Origin of the sequence: Streptantibioticus cattleyicolor NRRL 8057 = DSM 46488 (genome assembly GCF_000240165.1) — a bacterium.
GTDB lineage: Bacteria > Actinomycetota > Actinomycetes > Streptomycetales > Streptomycetaceae > Streptantibioticus > Streptantibioticus cattleyicolor.
The window spans coordinates 524,011-541,720 of sequence record NC_017586.1 but is presented as its reverse complement, the minus strand read 5'-3'; the positions used below and the strand labels follow the sequence as shown (position 1 = coordinate 541,720).

General features: G+C 73.3%; 12 protein-coding genes. All 12 read left to right on the top strand.

What is annotated here, in order from left to right; genetic code table 11:
* Position 1 precedes the first annotated feature (1 nt).
* The 12 genes from eccD to SCATT_RS01935 all read left to right on the top strand — a co-directional run bounded on the left by eccD (position 2) and on the right by SCATT_RS01935 (position 17,635).
* The gene (gene eccD / locus SCATT_RS01990; RefSeq protein ID WP_014141204.1) at positions 2-1,411 is read left to right on the top strand and encodes a type VII secretion integral membrane protein EccD; all 1,410 of its coding nucleotides are present in this window, start codon (positions 2-4) and stop codon (positions 1,409-1,411) included.
* Positions 1,412-1,421: 10 nt separating this feature from the next.
* Positions 1,422-2,747, top strand: a complete 1,326-nt coding sequence (eccB, locus tag SCATT_RS01985) for a type VII secretion protein EccB (RefSeq protein WP_014141203.1) — start codon at positions 1,422-1,424, stop codon at positions 2,745-2,747.
* Between the two features lies 1 nt (position 2,748).
* A complete protein-coding gene (locus SCATT_RS01980) occupies positions 2,749-5,871 on the top strand; it encodes a hypothetical protein (RefSeq protein WP_014141202.1) in 3,123 nt (1,040 codons plus the stop codon).
* Positions 5,868-9,209, top strand: coding sequence for a right-handed parallel beta-helix repeat-containing protein (locus tag SCATT_RS01975; protein WP_014141201.1), 3,342 nt, complete (start codon positions 5,868-5,870; stop codon positions 9,207-9,209). Before SCATT_RS01980 ends, SCATT_RS01975 begins: the two co-directional genes overlap by 4 nt.
* Positions 9,210-9,271: 62 nt before the next feature.
* Entirely contained in the window at positions 9,272-9,613 is a 342-nt protein-coding gene (locus tag SCATT_RS01970) for a WXG100 family type VII secretion target (RefSeq protein WP_014627321.1), read from the top strand.
* Between the two features lie 51 nt (positions 9,614-9,664).
* On the top strand, positions 9,665-9,955 hold the full coding sequence (locus SCATT_RS01965; RefSeq protein ID WP_014141199.1) for a WXG100 family type VII secretion target: 291 nt from the start codon (positions 9,665-9,667) through the stop codon (positions 9,953-9,955).
* A 46-nt stretch (positions 9,956-10,001) separates the two neighbouring features.
* Positions 10,002-10,538: a coiled-coil domain-containing protein gene (locus SCATT_RS01960; RefSeq protein ID WP_014141198.1), complete on the top strand. Its 537-nt coding sequence runs from the start codon at positions 10,002-10,004 to the stop codon at positions 10,536-10,538.
* Between the two features lie 241 nt (positions 10,539-10,779).
* Complete coding sequence (locus SCATT_RS01955) at positions 10,780-12,369, top strand: WXG100 family type VII secretion target (protein WP_014141197.1); 1,590 nt, start codon at positions 10,780-10,782, stop codon at positions 12,367-12,369.
* 57 nt (positions 12,370-12,426) lie between these two features.
* On the top strand, positions 12,427-15,819 hold the full coding sequence (locus SCATT_RS01950) for a hypothetical protein (protein WP_014141196.1): 3,393 nt from the start codon (positions 12,427-12,429) through the stop codon (positions 15,817-15,819).
* Between the two features lie 147 nt (positions 15,820-15,966).
* A complete protein-coding gene (locus tag SCATT_RS01945; RefSeq protein ID WP_014141195.1) occupies positions 15,967-16,410 on the top strand; it encodes a YbaB/EbfC family nucleoid-associated protein in 444 nt (147 codons plus the stop codon).
* On the top strand, positions 16,403-16,771 hold the full coding sequence (locus SCATT_RS01940; protein WP_014627320.1) for a hypothetical protein: 369 nt from the start codon (positions 16,403-16,405) through the stop codon (positions 16,769-16,771). The genes SCATT_RS01945 and SCATT_RS01940 overlap by 8 nt, the downstream gene beginning before the upstream one ends.
* A gap of 57 nt (positions 16,772-16,828) precedes the next feature.
* Positions 16,829-17,635, top strand: a complete 807-nt coding sequence (locus SCATT_RS01935; RefSeq protein ID WP_014141193.1) for a type VII secretion system-associated protein — start codon at positions 16,829-16,831, stop codon at positions 17,633-17,635.
* The last annotated feature ends 75 nt before the right edge of the window (positions 17,636-17,710 follow it).

Genomic DNA, 17,710 nt, shown 5'->3' with positions numbered 1-17,710 from the left:
TATGACCACCGCACTCCCCACCCCCGGCAACCCGCGGGCGGTGAGCACCGAGGTGTGCCGGCTGACCATCGCCGGGCCCGCCGGCCGCGCCGACCTCGCCGTGCCCGTCAACACCCCGGTCTCCGCGCTGCTGCCGGTGCTGATGCGCCACATCCCCACCGACCCCGGACGCCCGGCCGGCACCTGGACGCTGCAACGCCTCGGCGAGGCCCCGCTCGGCCTGGACGCCACCCCGCTCAGCGCCGGCCTCCACCACGGCGACGTGCTCTACCTGCGCCCCGCCGACGACCCGCTGCCGGAGCTGGAGTTCGACGACGTATCCGACGGCGTCGCCCACACCGTCGGCTCCCACCTGGACCGCTGGCGCCCCGAACTGACCCGCCGCCTCTTCCTCGGCCTGGCCTGGCTCGCCCTCGCCGCGCTCGCCGCCGCCGTCCCCGCCGCCGGACACGGACCGCTGGTCCCGGTGGTCTACGGGGTCGCCGCCATCGTCCTCGGCGCGTGCTGCGCCCTGGACCCCAGGCGCCCCGCCGACCAGGCCACCGCACTGATCACCGGGATCGGCTCGGTCGTCCTCGCCGCCCTGGCCGGACTGACCGCCGCCCACGGCACCGCCGGACTGCTGGCACCCGGACGCACCGACGTCCTCATCGGCGCCGGCTGCGCCCTCGTCGTCTCCGCCGTCCTGCTCTCCAGCCCCCGCCTGCCGCTCGCGGTCACCGGCACCGCGCTGCTCGGCGCCGCGCTCGCCGGCGTCACCGCCCTGCTGGCCACCGCCTGCGACTGGGACGCCGTCCGCAGCACCGCCACCGTCGCCGTGGTCTTCTTCCTCTTCGGCCATATGGCCCCCCGCGCCTCACTGCGGCTGGCCCGCATCCGTGTCCCCCAACTCCCGCGCAACGCCGAGGAACTCCAGGAAGACATCGACCCCCAGCCCGAACGCCTGCTGCGCCGCCGCTCCACCACCGCCGACGCCATCCTGACCGTCACCAGCGTCTGCACCGGACTGCTGTGCGTGGCCGCCTTCGCCCTGCTCACCTCGGCCACCGGCTGGATCGGGCCGGTCTTCACCCTTGTCTTCTCCGGCGCGCTGCTGCTGCGTTCCAAGAGCCTGAAGGCCACCTGGCAGCGGGTGCCGGCGGCGGTCGGCGGAGCCCTCGGCCTGCTCGTCACGGTGCTGTCCTGGACGGCGTCCGCCTCCTCCGCCGGCGAGCGCTGCGCGCTGCTGATCGGCCTGCTGATCGGCGTGGTGCTGCTGCTCGTCGGCGCCTGGCGGCTGCCCACCGCACGGCTGCTGCCGATCTGGGGGCACACCGCGGACATCCTGGAGCTGCTGACCGCGCTGGCCCTGCTGCCGCTGCTGCTCCAACTGCTGCACGCCTACGCCTACTTCCGCGCCCTGGTCAGCTGAGGGGACCGCAGTGCAAAGCCGACGCGACCACCTCCAGGCCTACCAGTTCGCCACCGGCCGACTGGCCTCCGCCCTCGTCTCCGGCGACCCCGGAACCGGCGAGGCACCCATGCGCCGCTCCGGCCTCGGCGCCGCCTTCGGCGTCATGGTCACCGTGCTGCTGCTGCTCGCCTCCGTCGTCTACGGGCTGCTCAAACCGGCCGGCACCACCTCCTGGGCCCGGCCCGGCGCGCTCATCGTGGAGAAGGAGACCGGCACCCGCTACATCTACGCCCGCGGCCAGCTCCACCCCACCGCCAACTACGCCTCCGCGCTCCTCGCCCTCGGCGGCGGCACCGCCGTCCAGCAGGTCTCCCGCGCCGCCCTCGCCGACGTACCCCGCGGCCCCGCCCTCGGCATCCCCGGCGCCCCCGACGACGTCGCCCAGCCCTCCGCGCTGCTGACCGGCGGGTGGGCGGACTGCCTGCGCCCCGGCACCGGCGGCGAGGCGCTCGACTTCGACCCGGCCCGCGCCCGCCACGTGGCCGGTGCCGCCCGCGTCCTGGTCGCCGGCCCCGACGGCACCCGCTACGTGCTGTGGCAGGGCACCAAGTACCAGGTCAAGGACCGCGCCTCGCTCATCGCGCTCGGCCTCGACACCCAACAGCCCGTCAAGGCCACCGCCGCCTGGCTCGCCGACGTCCCCGCCGGCACCGCCCTCGGCCCCGCCGCCATCCCCGGCAACGGCACCGGCGGACGCACCGTGGCCGGCGCCACCGCCACCATCGGCAGGCTCTTCCGCACCACCGTCGGCGGCACCGCCCACTACTACGTCCTGCGCGCCGACGGCATGGCCCCCCTCACCGCCACCGAGAGCGCACTGCTCGCCGCCGCACCCGGCGGGGAGCCGCCCCGCCAGGTCAGCCCCGCCGACATCGCCGCCGTCCCCTCCTCCGCCGACGACTCCCTCATGCACCGCGTCCCCGACGTCCTCACCGGCACCGACGCCACCGCCGACGGCGGCACCGCGCTGTGCCTGCTGCACTCCCCGGACCCGACCCGGCAGGAGGTCACGGTGGTCCGGGAGGACGGCCCCGCCGCCTCCGGCCCGGCCGTCCTCGTCCCCCCGGCGCACGCCGTGCTCGCGGCGCCCCCCGGCAACGCGACCACCACCGCCGAGTCCTACCTGATCACCGACCAGGGCGTGAAGTACCGCCTCCTCGGCCAGGCGGCCCAGGCCCTCGGATACGGCGGCGTCCGGCCCCGCGTCCTGCCCGACGTCACGTTGCGGCAGATCCCCTCCGGCCCCGACCTGAGCCGCGCCCAGGCCGCCGCCGCCGTACCGGGAGCCCACTGAGATGGCCCGCCCGTCCGGCCGACGACCGGAGATCCACACCGAGTTCGGGCACCGGCTCTCCGCCCGGCTCGCCCGCGCCGCGCTGCGCCCCGGCGGCCCGTCGCTGGAGTCGAGGGACGTCGGCAACGCGGTCCTGGTCCACCCGCGCGGCTTCGTCGACGGCCGGGCGCTGACCTTCACCCAGCGGCTGGCCGCCGACCCCCAGCACACCCTCGTCGTCCTCGACCTGCCCGCCAGCCCCGAGGACGCGGTGTGGGAGACCGTCGCCCGCGCCCTGGACCGCCGCGGCACCAGCTTCCGCATCGTGCCCGGCCGCGGCTCCCGCGAGGACGTCAAGAACGCCGCCCAGCGCCTCGCCGACCGCCTCGACTGCGTGGTGGTCGCCCCCGACGGCGCCGTGCTCCCCGCAGCCGGCGGCGCCCTCTTCGTCCCCGCCCACCACGGCATGGGCTGGCTGCGCTACCGGCCCAACCTGCCCTCGGTACCGGACTCCCGGCGCTTCCCCAAGCCGCAGTGGGAGTTCTCGGTGCCCGACGAGCCACGCCCCACCGGCGCCGGGGGCATGATCGAACCGCTGCCCGGCGGCGTATGGATCCGCGGCACCTGGGAGGACGCGGCGGCGGCCGTCCACCGCAAGCGCCTGGCCGAACTCCTCGCCGCCCACCCCGACCTGCTCGGCGTGGCCGTCGGCAGCCCCGGCGCCGCCGCGCTGCCGCTGGAGGAGATCGCCGCGTTCTGGGAGACGCTGCCCAGCAGCGCCCGCCCCCTGGTGCGGTTCGTCCCCTACGGCCCGGTCGCCGTCCCCGACGGCGCACCGCTCGGCCAGGCCCTCGCCGACCTGCTCGGCGAACCCGTCGCGGTCTACGCCGGGATCCCGGTGCCCTCGCAGGACGGCACGGCGACCGAGGTGCACACCCTCCAGCGGGACGGAACCCTCGGCTGGCGCCCGTACGCCACCGAGTTCGGCTTCGAGCCCCGAGCCCGCACCGGTGGCGTGGCCGCCGCCCCGGTCGCCCTGGGCACCCGGCCGCCGGTGGGCTCCATCCCCGCCGTCGCCCCCGGCGTGTACCAGTACGCGCCCGACGTCATGCTCGAAGTCGTCCAGAGCGGCCTGTGGGTCCGCCCGCCCGCCGAACCCCACGACGGCCACGCGGTACGCACCGCCCCGACCGACCCCGCCTCCCCGGCCGTCCTCTACGACGGCACCAACCCGATGGCCGCCGACCGCATGCGGTTCATCGCCTACGAACTGCTGCGCGGCCTCGACCCCTCGTTCGGCCGGCACAGCCGCGTCATGCCCTCCAGCGAGGCCGGCCGCGGCCCCGGCGGCGGCCACCCCGCCCTCCCCGCCGCCCCCGCCCAGGCCGGCGGACGCCTCCAACAGCCCGCCGCCGAACGCGAGGCCGCCACCCCGTCCGCCCCGGACAGCGGTACGTGGACGGACACCCCGGCGGTACGCGCCTCGGCGCCGTCCGTGCCGGGGGAGACGGCAGATCCGTCGCCTTCGGCGGGTACCGGTACCTGGACGGACGCCCCCGCGCCGCGCCCCTCGGCGCCGCTGGTGCCGGGGGAGGGGCCGTCGCCTTCGCCCGATCCGGGGACGTGGACGGACGGGCCGGCCGGATCCGCCCGGGACGCGGCGCCCGGGCCGCAGGCCGTACCGCCGGCCCGGCCGCCGGTCGCGGTGCCGGAGTCCGCCGGCCCGGCCCAACTGCCGCCGCGCACAACGGAGTTCACCGGACCGTCGGTGCCACCACCGGTCGTGCCGACGGCGGCCCCCGGCCCCGGCCCGGCCGCGCCCGGAACGGCCACCACCGCCCGGGCCGGCGCACCGCAGCCGCCCGTACCGTCGCCCCCGGCGGCCACCCCCGTACCGCCGGCGCCGGCCCCTCCCGTGCCGGCGCCGGCCCCGACCGGTCCGCCGCCCGCGGCGCCGGTCGCCCCCGAACCGCCGACGCCGGCCACCCCCCTGCCGGCGTCGGCGCCCGACGAGCCGCCGCCGGTCGCACCGCCACCGGCGGCGGCCTCGCCGAGCCCGAGCCCGAGCAACAGCCCGACCCCGGGCCCGAGTTCGAGCGCGCCGCGGATCCGCCTGGAGTCGTCACCGACCCAGCCGCCGACGCCGCGCCCCGCCGCGCCCGGTCCCGCGACGCCGCCACCTCCGGCTGCCGCACCTCCGGCCGCCCCGGCCCCGCGCCCGCCGGTTGCCGCCCCACGGCCCGGCGGCGGGGGCGGCGGCACGGTACGCGTCCAGCCCGAGCCGTCGGCAGCCGCCACCGTGGTGCCGCCGGAGAAGGGCGTCGAGCGGGAACGTGACTGGCTGCGCCGGAGCCTCGGCGGGCGGTACGACACCGCGGCGGCGTTCGTCTCCCGGGTGCTCTCCGAGACCCCGGGGCTGCACGGCGGGCCCCGGGCCTCCGCCGGTGACGCCCTCACCGACCTCGCGGCGGTCCGCCTGTACCTGACCGGCGCCACCGCCGCGATCGACGCCGCCATCCGGGCCGGATCCACCGGCCCGCACGTCCCGCTGGCCCGGTGCGCCGCCTGCGGGGTACGCCGCCTGCCGTCCTACCGGGGCGCCGCGTTGCTGCGCGCCCCGCTGAACCCGGCGGAACGCGCCTGGTACCGGGAGGGCGCCGTGGTCACGGAACACTCGTTCCTCGCCGCGCTGACCACGGTGCGCCGGGACCTGGCCGGCACCACGGACGTCCTGCTGTGGTCGCTGACGGCCCGCCGGACCGCGCTGGTGGTGCCGGAGGTGCCCGACCGGGTGCTGTTCGCCCCGGGCACCCGGTTCAAGGTGCTGCGCGCGGTGGACGGCGAACGTCCCGTCGTGATGCTGCGCGAGCTGGGCGCGGCGGAGGTCGGCGCGGACGGCGGCGTGGCGGGCGGACGCGTACCGCTCGACGAGATCGCCCTGGCCGGCCTCGAACAGGTCCACGACTTCTGGCAGAAGGCGGAGCAGAACCCCGATGAGCTGATGGGCGACCCGCTCCCGGACGACGCGGCCGACGCCTTCGCGGCGGCACCGGGTCTGTCCCAGCACCCACCCGCCGGGCCGCGTCACCCCGCCACCCCGGCCGGAACCACTCCGCAGCAGCCGCAGAAAGGGGCGAAGCCGTGAACCGGCAGGTCCTGCGGGTCTCCACGACCCAATCCGGCACCTACCGCACCGTCTCCCAGGCGCTGGCCGCGGCCGGGGACGGCGCGCTGATCGCCATCGCGCCCGGCACCTACGCCGAGTCGGTCACCGTCACCCGCGCGGTCACCCTGACCGCCGACGGCGACCCCGGCAGCGTCGAGCTGCGGGCACCGGTCGGCAGCGCCGTCGTGGTGGACGCCGAAGCCGTACAGCTCTCCGGCCTCACCCTGGCCGGATCCGACCAGAACGCCGCCGTCGTCGACGTCCGGCGCGGCCAGGCGGCGCTCGACGGCTGCACCCTGACCGGCGAGGCGTGGGCCGGCGTCATCGCCTGGCAGCAGGGCCAACTCGCCCTGCGCGACTGCCGGGTGACCAATCCGCGCGGCGCCGGCATCGTGGTGACCGCCGCCACCGCCAACACCATGGAACGCACCACCGTCACCGACCTCGGCTCCTCCGCCGTCGTCGTCGCCGAGAACGGCCGCCTCACGGTGCGCGACAGCACCCTGGAACGCGTCCACGGCAACGGCATCTGCGTCAACGGCCAGGGCCAGATCACGGTGGAATCCACCACCGTCAGCGGCAGCGAGAAACCCGCCCTCGTCGTCGAGCAGCAGGCCAAGGCGGAACTGCTCCGCGTCACCGTCAACGGCTCCGCCAACCTCGATGCCTACCTGACCAGCAGCGGCCTGACCACCTTGACCGACTGCTCCCTCAGCGGTTCCGGCGGCCAGGCCGTCCACGTCAGCGGGGGAGCCGGCCCCCTGCTGACCGGGTGCGCGCTCACCTCCGCGGCCTCCAACGCCCTGCATATCACCGGTGGTTCCAAGCCCCGGCTGGAGAACTGCGAGATCACCGACACCCCGCTGGCCGTCCTGATCGACGACGGCAGCCAGGCGGCCTTCCAGCGGCTGCGCGTCCAGGGCGCCGGGCAGGCCGCGGTGCAGATCGGCGGCGGCGCCACCGCCGAGTTCCGCGAACTGTCGGTGGCCGACGGCTCCGGCGGCCTGAAGGCGTCCGGCCAGGCCCGTCTCGACCTGCGCGACTGTGACCTCGACACCGGCCGCGCCACCGGCGTGGAGCTGAACGACGGCGCCACGGCCGCCCTCGAAGGGGTACGGCTGCGCACGACGGGCGACTGGAGCATCGCCGTCTCCGGCGGCGCCCGCGCCCAGCTGACCTCCTCCACCGTCGCCGACGCCGGCGTCCTGGTCGGCACCGACGGCGAGGCCGTCCTGCGCGACACCGACCTGTCCGGGGCCGGCGGCGACGGCATCCGGGTCCTCGGCGGCGGCAGCCTCACCGCCACCGGCTGCCGCATCCACGACGCCAAGGCACACGGCGTCAACGTCCAGGCGTCCGCCCGCGCCGACCTCACCGAGTGCGCCGTCTTCGACAACGTCGGCGACGGCATCCGCAGCAACTCCGAGGAACCGGTCAACGTCGAACGCTGCGACGTCACCAACAACGGCGGCTCCGGCGTCAACCGGCTGCGTGACGACGACGAACCGGTACGCGACCAGACCCCCGCCCGCACCGCCGAACAGGCACCGGCGTCCTCCGGTGGCAGACGCTCCGGCGCCCCCGCGGCCACCGGCCCGCTCGCCGAACTGGACGCCCTCGTCGGCCTCAGCAGCGTCAAGCGCGAAGTCACCGGGCTGATCAACCTCAACAAGATGGCCCAGCGCCGCGAGGAACTCGGCCTGCCCATGCCGCCGATGAGCCGCCACCTGGTCTTCGCCGGCCCGCCCGGCACCGGCAAGACCACCGTGGCCCGCCTCTACGGTGCCGTCCTCGCCGAACTCGGCATCCTCAGCCAGGGCCACATCGTCGAGGTGTCCCGCTCCGGACTCGTCGCCCAGATCATCGGCGGCACCGCCATCAAGACCACCGAGGTGTTCAACAAGGCCATCGGCGGCGTCCTCTTCATCGACGAGGCGTACACCCTCACCAACCAGTCCAAGGGCAGCGGACCCGACTTCGGCCAGGAGGCCGTCGAGACGCTGATGAAGCTGATGGAGGACCACCGCGACGAGATCGTGGTCATCGTCGCCGGATACTCCGAGCAGATGGACCAGTTCCTGGAGTCCAACCCCGGCATGGCCTCCCGGTTCTCCCGCACCGTGGAGTTCCCCAACTACGAGGTCTCCGAACTCGTCACCATCGTGCAGGGCCTGTGCGCCAAGCACTACTACGAACTCGACGACGCCGCCCTGGACGCGCTGACCCGGTACTTCGAGAACATCCCCAAGGGACCCACGTTCGGCAACGGCCGGGTGGCCCGGTCGGTCTTCGAGGCGATGATCAGCAACCAGGCGTCCCGGCTCGCCGTGGACCCGCCGCACGACACCGCCGCCCTCAACCGCCTGGAGGCCGTCGACATCGGCCCCATCCCGCAGGGCGAGGAGAGCGAGCCGGAGCCGGCGCCGGAACCGCCCGCGCCCCCGCGCCCCGCCGCCCACCAGGCCCCCGCCGAACCGCCGCCCGCCATGCGCCGCCTCGCCGCGCTGTGCGGCCTGCGGGACGTGCGCGCCGCCCTGCTCAAACGCGTCAACGAACTGGTCGCCCGCACCCGGGACGGCGCACCCGTCATCCCCGCCGCCAACATCGTGCTGGCCGGCCCGGAAGGCAGCGGACGCCGCGCCGTGTCCACCCTGTACGCCAAATGCCTCGCCGAGGCCCGTGTCCTCGGCAACGGCGTGGTCCGCCGCGCCCCGCTGTCCGCGGTACCCACCCGCTGGCCCGAGGAGGCCGCCGCCTACACCGCGATGCTCTTCGCCGAGGCCGAGGGCGGCGTGCTGGAACTCGAACTCGACGCCGCCTTCGCCGACCGCCCCGGAGCCGAACGCACCACCGTGTGGCAGGCCGTGGCAGGCATCGCCGCCCGCGTCCCGCACACCGCGCTCGTCCTGCGCGGCACCGACGCCGCCCTCAGCCAGGCGCTGCGGGAACACCACGAGATCGCCCGCTGCTTCGCCGAATACCTGCGGTTCCCCGACTACACCGCGGACGAACTCGCCGAGCTGGTGTGCCGCAGACTCGCCGCCCGTGGCTACCAGGTCGACCGAGCCAACCACCCCATCCTCGCGGCCCAGTTGGCCGACCGTCCGCCCGCCGACGGGGCCTGGGGCGTCCACCGCTTCGCCGACCGCATCGCCGAGCGGGCGCCCTCCCCCGTACTGCGCCTGCGCGACACCACCACCAAGCCCGCGCCCCCCGCGCCCGCCCCGGCACCGGACGGGCAGGCACAGCTCCGTGTATCGGAAGGCAACGACGAGCGCGCACCGTTCCTCGCGGGCGCGGCACCACGTCACGATTGACGAGAACGGTAATCGACCGCGCACCAGACCGCGGCACCCGATGCGAACGAAGGGACTGAGCGATGGCCAACGCGTCCACCACAGTTGACATTGCAGGGATGCGGGCGGCGCAGCCGCACTTCGAGCAGGCGCTCTCCGAGGTCGGCCGCGCCCACTCCAGCATGCAGGACCAGGCCACCACCCTGGAGAGCAGCTGGACCAGTGACTCCGACGGCGCCGCCCCGGCCTTCATCGGCGCCCTCAACACCTGGCTGGAGAACTGCGAGAAGGTGCGGCAGGCGCTCCAGGTGGTCACCGACAAGCTCGAGGCCAACACCGGCAACTACCAGCACGTGCAGACGAACACCAGCGATGTGGCCAACCACATGCAGCAGGCGATGTCCGCGGGTCTGCCCGGGTTCTGACCTCCCCGTCCTTGCCAGTCGAACAGCAGATCCCGCCGAAAGGAAACGACCGTGACCTCGTACCAGGTAAGCCTGGAGCAGATGCAGTTCGTCCACGGTGAGATGGACACCATCACCCAGCAGATCTCCCAGACCCTGTCCAACCTGGACGACGCCGCCAAGCAGAACCTCTCCCAGTGGACCAGCGACGCCCGGGAAGCCTACAACCAGGCCAAGGCCAAGTGGGACGCGGCAGCCGCCGAAATGCAGAAGCAGTCGGCCGCGGCCACCTCCGCGCTGGGCCAGATCGGCGAGTACTACACCCGGGGTGAGAAGTACGGCGTCAGCCTCTGGGAGCAGTGACCCGGTGACGAACGCGACCGAGCGGCGCGAGGGAAGGGGGTGAACGATGAACGGTGGAGCGGGGTCGAATCACCACTCGTCTTCGTCGTCGACGACGAAGACGGAGCCGGACGCCTACAACGGCGGCCTGTACACCGACAGCAGCGAGGGCCACGTCGACCACGACCCCTTGCCCCCCACTCCGGTGATCCCCGGGATCCGGATCCGGGACGGCAACGGCAACACGTCGGTGGACACCAAGGCGCTCAAGACGTACGCCGACAACCTCGACACGCTGTGCGACATGGTGGGCACGGCCAGGGACAAGGTCTTCCACCTCCGGGCGCTGGCGCCCGGTGCCTTCAAGGAGGCCGAAGACCTCAAGAAGACCATCAGCGACCCCAAGGACGGGTTGCAGCAGCACTACGTCGACGCGATGCACCAGCTGCGCGAGGCGCTGAAGAAGGTGGCCCAGCAGATACGGGACCTGGCGGACAAGTACGCGACGATCGAAGAGCTCAACAAGAACGCCGGCCAGGAACTGAGGGATCTCATCACCGAGGCCCAGAGCGACGTCCAGAAGCTCCAGAAGGACCCGCTCTGATCGCGGTGACCGTGATCCGGCGCGTCGCGGGGCCGGCCTGGCGCGGCGCGTGGGCGGATGCCGGCACGTGGCCCGGTGCCGCGTCACCGGGCCTTCGGCCCTGACGCGGCGCCCCCACCGCCGCGCCGGGCCCACAACAGCACAACAGCGGGTACCCCGTCCGGCGGGGGACCGGCACAGGCGATGGCGGCGCGGTGTCCGTGGTGCGGGCGGTGCGCTTCGGGACTAACGGGCGGGCGGGATGGGCGACACCTACCTCGACAACAATTCGGGTGGCTTCACCACCAACGACGACGGCACGTTCGCGGACAACAAGGGCGATACCACCGGCGACTACAGCAACTGGGACTGGCGGAGAATCATGGCGGCCATCTGCGGTGGCTCCGCCTACGTCGACAACACCTCGAACGAACACCGGGCACAGCAGGTCTCGGACCCGCAGACCCTCCAGGACGCCGCCAACGCCTTCTGGTACACCGAGCAGGTGCTCAAGGAGGTCGCCGAGGCCATCACCGACCAGACCGAATCCCTGACCGGGGAGTACGGTCCGTGGCAGGGAGCGGCGGCGCAGGCCCTGAACAAGGCGATGACCACCTTGGCGAAGCAGGTCACCGCCATGGCCGAGGTGCTCTCCGGCGGCGTCACCGGTGACAACGACGTCCCGCAGCAGATCGCCGACAACGCCCAGCACCTGCGCGAGGCCATCGCCAAGGTCCACGACATCGACACCTGGTACGCCCAGCAGGCCGTCGACATGGACCCGGACGCCAAGATGGACAACGGCCTGGTCCACGTCAACAACAACGAGAAGATCGTCAAGATGATGAGCGACGACATGCGTCAGGTGCTCACCGCCTTGGCAAGCCACTACAAGGTCAACAAGGACAACGTCGCCAAGCCCGACGCCCCCAACGACCCCACCAACAGCAACCCCGGCGGCTCCGACGACCCCGGCAACACCACCTCCGGCGGTTACCCCGCCTACCAGCCCGTCTACTCCGGCGGCGGCCCGTACGACCCGAACGACCCCTACAGCAACGCCCCGGGCGGCTACGGCAACACCACCCCCTACGGCAACTACGGCCCCACCGACGGCCAGTACACCGGGTACGGGACGTACGGCACCCCTGGCGGGCAGTACAGCCCGTACGGCACTCCTGGCGGGCAGTACAGCCCCTACGGCACCACCGGCGGGCAGTACACCCCCTACGAGGACCCGGAGGGCCCGAACGCCGATCCGTACGGCGCGGCGGTACCCGCCGAGTACGGCGGGGCGGTGCCCGGTGCGTACGCGTACGGCACCGGCAACGGACCGACGGATACGAACACCCCGTACGACTGGGGCGGCACGAACGGGAGCACCGGTGGCGACGCACCACCGCCGGACCCCTACGCGACCCCCGGCCCGTACGACGCCCCGACGCAGAACATCCCCGGGCAGAACGTGCCCGCCTACGTTCCGTCGCAGTACGACTCCACCGGGCAGAACGTGCCTGACTATGCTCCGCCGCAGTACGACCCGGCCGGGCAGAACGTGCCTGGTTACGCTCCGCCGCAGTACGACCCCGCCGGGCAGAACGTGCCTGGTCACGAGCGTGAGTTGGTCGTGCACCACGATACGAACCAGCCGCTGCGCATGGAGGCACTGAGGGTGGAGCAGGTCCCGGCTCATCTGACCGCGGGCCGGCAGGAATTCCGGGTCGTCCACGACACTTCCCAGCAGCCGCACGAGTTCAGACGTCTGCTCCCGATGGAGGCCAACCTGCCGCCGCAGGAGGTCCGGGTCAGGAACCGGGACGCGGAGACGTACGACACCCTCCCCGGCTTCTAGTCCGGTGGGCGGCTCGTAGAGCCGCGGAGCGTTCAGGGGGGATGGGAGCGGGAAGACATGGGCGACACGGACAACTACAGCGACGACAACTCCGATGGCTCCATTTCCAACAGCGACGGCGTCTGGGCCACCCAGACCGGCAACACCACCGGTGACTACAGCCACTGGAGCTGGAAGAAGATCATGGCGGCCATCAACGGTGGTGCCGCCTACGTCGAGGACGCCTCCGTCGACCGCAAACTGAAGGCGATCTCCGATCCGGAGTCCCTCCAGGAGGCCGCCAACGCCTTCTGGTACACCGAGCAGGTGCTCAAGGAGGTCGCCGAGGGCATCGCCGACCAGACCAAGGCGCTGACCGGCGAGCACGGTCCGTGGCGGGGAGCGGCGGCGCAGGCCCTGAACAAGGCGATGACCGGCCTGTCCAAGCAGGTCGGCGACATGGCCAACGTCCTGTCCGGCGGCGTCACCGGTGACAACGACGTCCCGCAGCAGCTCGCCAACAACGCCCAGCACCTCCGCGAGGCCAAGGCCAAGATCCAGGACATCAACTACTGGTACGCCCAGCAGGCGCTGAAGATCGATCCGAGCCTGCAGATGTCCAATGGGCTGGTCGAGGTCCACAAGCTGCCGCAGGTCGTCAGGATGATGACCAACGACATGCTGGCGGTGCTCCAGACCCTCGCCACGCACTACACGGTGACCAAGGATTCGGTCGCCAAGCCCACGCCGCCCACCGACCCGACCCACAACCCCAACGGGTACATCCCCGGCTCCGGCCCCAACATCCCGTACAACGCGATGCCGTACCCGCGCGGCGGGCTGCCGTACTACGGGCCCAACCTCCCGTACTTCAACAAGCCTCCGACCGGCGGTTACGGCAACCACACGCCGAACCTCCAGCCGTACCCGCACAGCCCGGAGAACTGGGCCAACGCACCCGGCAACGGCCCGAACGTACCCCACTACGACAGCCACGGGCCCGGCGGGAGCAAGGACTTCAACGGTCTCGACACCAACCCGCAGCCCTACGGGGGGTCGACCGATTCGCAGGGCCCGGGCGGTCTGCACGAGCCGATCAGCGCCCCGCCGCTGTCCGACCTGCCCGGCGGCGGCCCCGGGACCGCGAACAAGTCGCTCGACAACCCGCTGGACCAGACCGCCCCCGCCTCGTACCCCAACAACTCCCTGGGCCCGGACTCGGGGAACCTGCCCGACGGCGGAACGGTCAATCCCTACATGGAGAAGGCGCTCAACCCCGACGCCCCTCCTGCCCTCGCGCCGTTCCCCGGCCTCGGTAAGACCGGTGACGCCGCCGACAACTCCAAAGCCTTCGACAAGTCGGTGAAGCCGTACGGCGGCAATCTGGGGCTGGACTCTCCCGGGGCCTTCGGCGACCACTCGGCCAACCCGGCCGATTCCCCCGTCTCCCCCTACCAGGGCGCCGGCCTGCCGAACACCCACGGCATCGACGCCCCGCCCGTGGGCGACATGCCGTCCCTCGCCAACTATCCCCACACCGGCCTGTCCACCAACGGGCCCGGTCTGCCCTCCTTCGACAACGTCGCCTCCCCGGACTCGCACGTCGCCGGGTATCCGGGTGACACGGGGCTGACGACCCCCGGCATGCCGATGATGCCGACGGGCAGCAGGAGTCCGGGCCTGGGCGGCTCGGAGAGCTCGCCCTCCGACTCCTCCGGCCTGCTGAACAAGGAGGCGTTGCCCTGGAACGGCTCCACCTCGCTGCCGGACGCCCTGTCGGACGTCACCGGCGGCGCCGGCGCGGGCGGCCCCGGACTGCATCTGCCTAACGAGAACGTGTCGAGCCTCGGCCTGCCGCTGGACGAGGCACCGACCGGCAGCCTGCCGTCGAACGGGGTGGGTGGTATGCCGATGATGCCCATGGGCGGTATGGGTGCCGGCGGCCCGGGTGGCGCCAACAACTCCGAGGGCACCCGGTCGGACGCCTCCGGGCTGCTGCACGGTGACGCGCTGCCGTGGACCGGTTCCCCCTTGTTGCCGGACGCCCCGTCGGACGTCGTGGCCGGTGCCGGCGCGGGCGGCCCCGGACTGCATCTGCCTAACGAGAATGTGTCGAGCCTCGGCCTGCCGCTGGACGAGGCACCGACCGGCAGCGTGCCGTCGGACGGGGTGGGTGGTGTGCCGGGCGGTATGCCGATGATGCCGATGGGCGGTATGGGCGCCGGTGGTATGCGTGGCGCCGACAACTCCGAAGGCACCCGGTCGGACGCCTCCGGGCTGCTGCACGGCGATACGGCCCCGTGGAGCGGTACGCCGTCGTCGGAATCCGACCAGGTGACCGCCGGTGCCGGTGTCGGCGGCCCCGGGCTGGAGCTGCCGCTGGACGAGGCGCTGACCGGCCGTGTGCCGTCGGAGGGCGCGGACGCGCCGGGCGTCACCATGCCGATGATGCCCATGGGCGGTCTGACCGCCGCGGCCGGAACCGGCGAACGCGAGCACGAACGCTCCGACGCCTCCGGCCTGTTGTCCGGAACCACCGAACCCTGGTCCGCCGTTGCGGACACGACCGGCTCCGCCACCAGCACCCCGCACGGTGCCCCGCCCGCCGAGGGACACCTGCGCGCGCCGGACGGACAAGGCATGCCCGCCGACATCTTCGGAACGGGCCATGCGCCCGCGACCGTCCCGTCCGCCGAGGAACTGGCCGCGGAGGAACTGGCGGCCGGTGTGGTGGCCGGCATGCCGCTCACCGCGACGGCCGGCGGTGGCCCCGGCGGTACCGGCGGTTCCCCGAACCACCGCACCCGTCCGGCCGAGGACAGCACCACCCCGGCGTGGGGAGAGGGCACATGGGGCACCTCCGGACCGTCCCCGGCCGGAGTGCCCGCCGACCCCTCCCACGCCACCGCGCACCACGACGCGGCATCGGTGACCCCGAGCGCACCGCCGCCCACCACCGAACACACCCTCCCGGCCCGGGAGGTGGCGGCACCCGCACAACCCGCGTCCACCGTCCCGGCCGCACAGCACCAACCCGCCCCCGCGGCCCCCGCCGAACCCCTCGACGACGCCGCGACTTGGGACGCCGAGGACGACTCGCTCCTCCCGCTGCTCGGCGTCCAGCGTTCCGCCCCCGGGCACCCGGACGCGTCCGACGACAGCTACCGCCAGGACGCCGCCGCGGTGACGTCGGTCGTCGCCGGCGCCTACCCGATCGCCCGCGCCGTCGCCGGCGAGCAGGAGGCCCCCGCCGCACCCACCCGTCAGGCGTGGCGCCCCAAGGCCAACACCACCGCGCCGATGGAACTGTCGTGCTCCTTCGAGGACGAGCCCACCGCCCCGACCGAGGAACGCGAGAACCGCCCGGCCTCCGCCACCACCAACGGCAAGGGCCGGGACCGCGAGGAAGAAGGCAAGAAGGGCAGCAGCATCTCCGACCTGCTGCGCCAGGGCGAGGAGGTCTGGGGGTGACCACGACCGGCACTCCTTGCGCACGCAGGCAGAGGCGGGTGTACGGACGTTCATACCCCACGGTGCGGGGTTGGCGTGCGGGCGCCGGGTCCAGTTGACTCGGACGTATCTGTGGAACGGTCCGGTACGGCGTTGGGAGAAACAGGGATGTCGTCCCCGTACGACGAGCAGATCGAGGAGTTGCTGGCGCAGTACCGCGACGCTCGTGAGCAGGCGTCCGAGACCCGCCGCCGGATCAACGAGATCGAAGTGACGGTGACGGCACCCCGCCAGGTGGTCAAGGTCACCGTGGGCGCCCAGGGCCAGGTGAAGGCGCTGGACTTCCCCACCGGCGCCTACCGCAACCTGCCGCCGAAGGACCTGTCCAGGGTCATCCTCGCCGCCCTCGAACAGGCCCGGACGCAGGCGCTGGGCAAGGTGTCCGAGGTCGCCCTCGGCGGCATGCTCGGCGGGGTGTCACCGGCCGACCTGCTCCAGGGCCGCGTCGACCCCAAGTCGCTCTTCCCCGAGGAACTGGAACTGCCCGAAGCGGTACGGGCCTACGTCAACCACGGACTCGGCGTCCGTGAGGGAGGCGGCAACCATGGCTGACGACCAGCAGCAGTCGTCCGACACGACGGTCCACGTCGACACCGTCCGGCTGAAGAGCGCCGCCGAGAAGCTCAAGGCGCTCGGCGAAAGGCTCCAGGCGGCCGGGCAGAAGCTCGACCTCGACAGCTCCCGACTGGGCCACCCGTGGGGTGACGACAAGACCGGTGGGAAGTTCTACGACAAGTACAAGGATCCGCACAGCCAGTTGATCGACGCCGGGCTGTACGGTGGCTCCGGGCTCATGGATTCGGCGGACCAGATCACCGAGATGATCAAGGCCTACGAAGACACCGAGGAACAGAACACCGCCACCGGTAGGCGGCTGTCGGGCACGCTGGACTCCACGTCCGGCGGGCAGTAGCCGCCGGGTCAGAATCCGTAACGAGCGAACCGGCGACATGGGAACGGTGGAGTACAGATGAGCGGCACGCCGGACGGGAACGGTCCGTCACAGCAGCATGCCCCGCAGGCGGCGGCGGTGCCGGGCGGACCGGCGGATCCGGCCGCGCCCGGCACCGAGGAGACCACCGCACCGGCCGCGAGCGGCGCCGACGAGATGCCGCCCGTTCCCGACCACATCCGCGAGGCGGCCCGGCAGGCCCCCGACCACTGGTTCGGCCTGGTCGACCCCACCTGGTCGGGGGAGGGCACCCCGCCGGAGTGGGCCATGGTCGGCCAGTGGCGTTCCGACCTGGACGGCGAGATCGTCGAGTGGCGGGACAACGAGGAATACCGCCCGTCCCCCAAGGCGCTCGGCTGGCCCGACCCCACCGACCCGGTGGACGCCGCCGTGCAACTCGCCGCCACCGGCTACGGCCCGGCCGAGGCGGTCACCCAGGCACTGGCCACCGCCGAGGTCGCGGTCTTCCGCGCACCCGGCGGCGGCCTGCTGTGTGCCGTCGCCCCCGACGACGAGACCCCCATCGTGCCCGTCTTCAGCTCCCCCGAGCACCTGCACGCCGCCGGCCGGCTCTCCTTCACCCCGATCCAGGCCACCGACCTGCTCGACCAGCTCCCGGAAGGCCACCTGATCTACCTGAACGCCTCCGGCCCGGTCAGCATGACGGTGGAACCCGACGTGCTGCGCGAGGCGGTCAGCGCCGCCGCCGACGCCGACGGTGAGAACAGCTGGCTCGGCGACCTCAGCGGCATCCTGCCCACCGCCCAGGAACCCCCGGCACCGGGCGGCGGCCCGACCGAAATCCCCACCCACGACCTGCTCTGACCAGGGCGGACCCGCCGTCTCCGGCTCACCCGGGCGCGGAGCCGGCGGCTCGTGGACGGGAAGGCAGAACCATGT

What these genes read in the sequence shown, in the direction of transcription:
- SCATT_RS01970 (WP_014627321.1), top strand. Translation starts at nt 9,272, where the DNA reads ATGGCCAACGCGTCCACCACAGTTGACATTGCAGGGATGCGGGCGGCG.
- eccD (WP_014141204.1), top strand. Translation starts at nt 2, where the DNA reads ATGACCACCGCACTCCCCACCCCCGGCAACCCGCGGGCGGTGAGCACC.
- SCATT_RS01940 (WP_014627320.1), top strand. Translation starts at nt 16,403, where the DNA reads ATGGCTGACGACCAGCAGCAGTCGTCCGACACGACGGTCCACGTCGAC.
- SCATT_RS01935 (WP_014141193.1), top strand. Translation starts at nt 16,829, where the DNA reads ATGAGCGGCACGCCGGACGGGAACGGTCCGTCACAGCAGCATGCCCCG.
- SCATT_RS01950 (WP_014141196.1), top strand. Translation starts at nt 12,427, where the DNA reads ATGGGCGACACGGACAACTACAGCGACGACAACTCCGATGGCTCCATT.
- SCATT_RS01980 (WP_014141202.1), top strand. Translation starts at nt 2,749, where the DNA reads ATGGCCCGCCCGTCCGGCCGACGACCGGAGATCCACACCGAGTTCGGG.
- SCATT_RS01960 (WP_014141198.1), top strand. Translation starts at nt 10,002, where the DNA reads ATGAACGGTGGAGCGGGGTCGAATCACCACTCGTCTTCGTCGTCGACG.
- SCATT_RS01955 (WP_014141197.1), top strand. Translation starts at nt 10,780, where the DNA reads ATGGGCGACACCTACCTCGACAACAATTCGGGTGGCTTCACCACCAAC.
- SCATT_RS01945 (WP_014141195.1), top strand. Translation starts at nt 15,967, where the DNA reads ATGTCGTCCCCGTACGACGAGCAGATCGAGGAGTTGCTGGCGCAGTAC.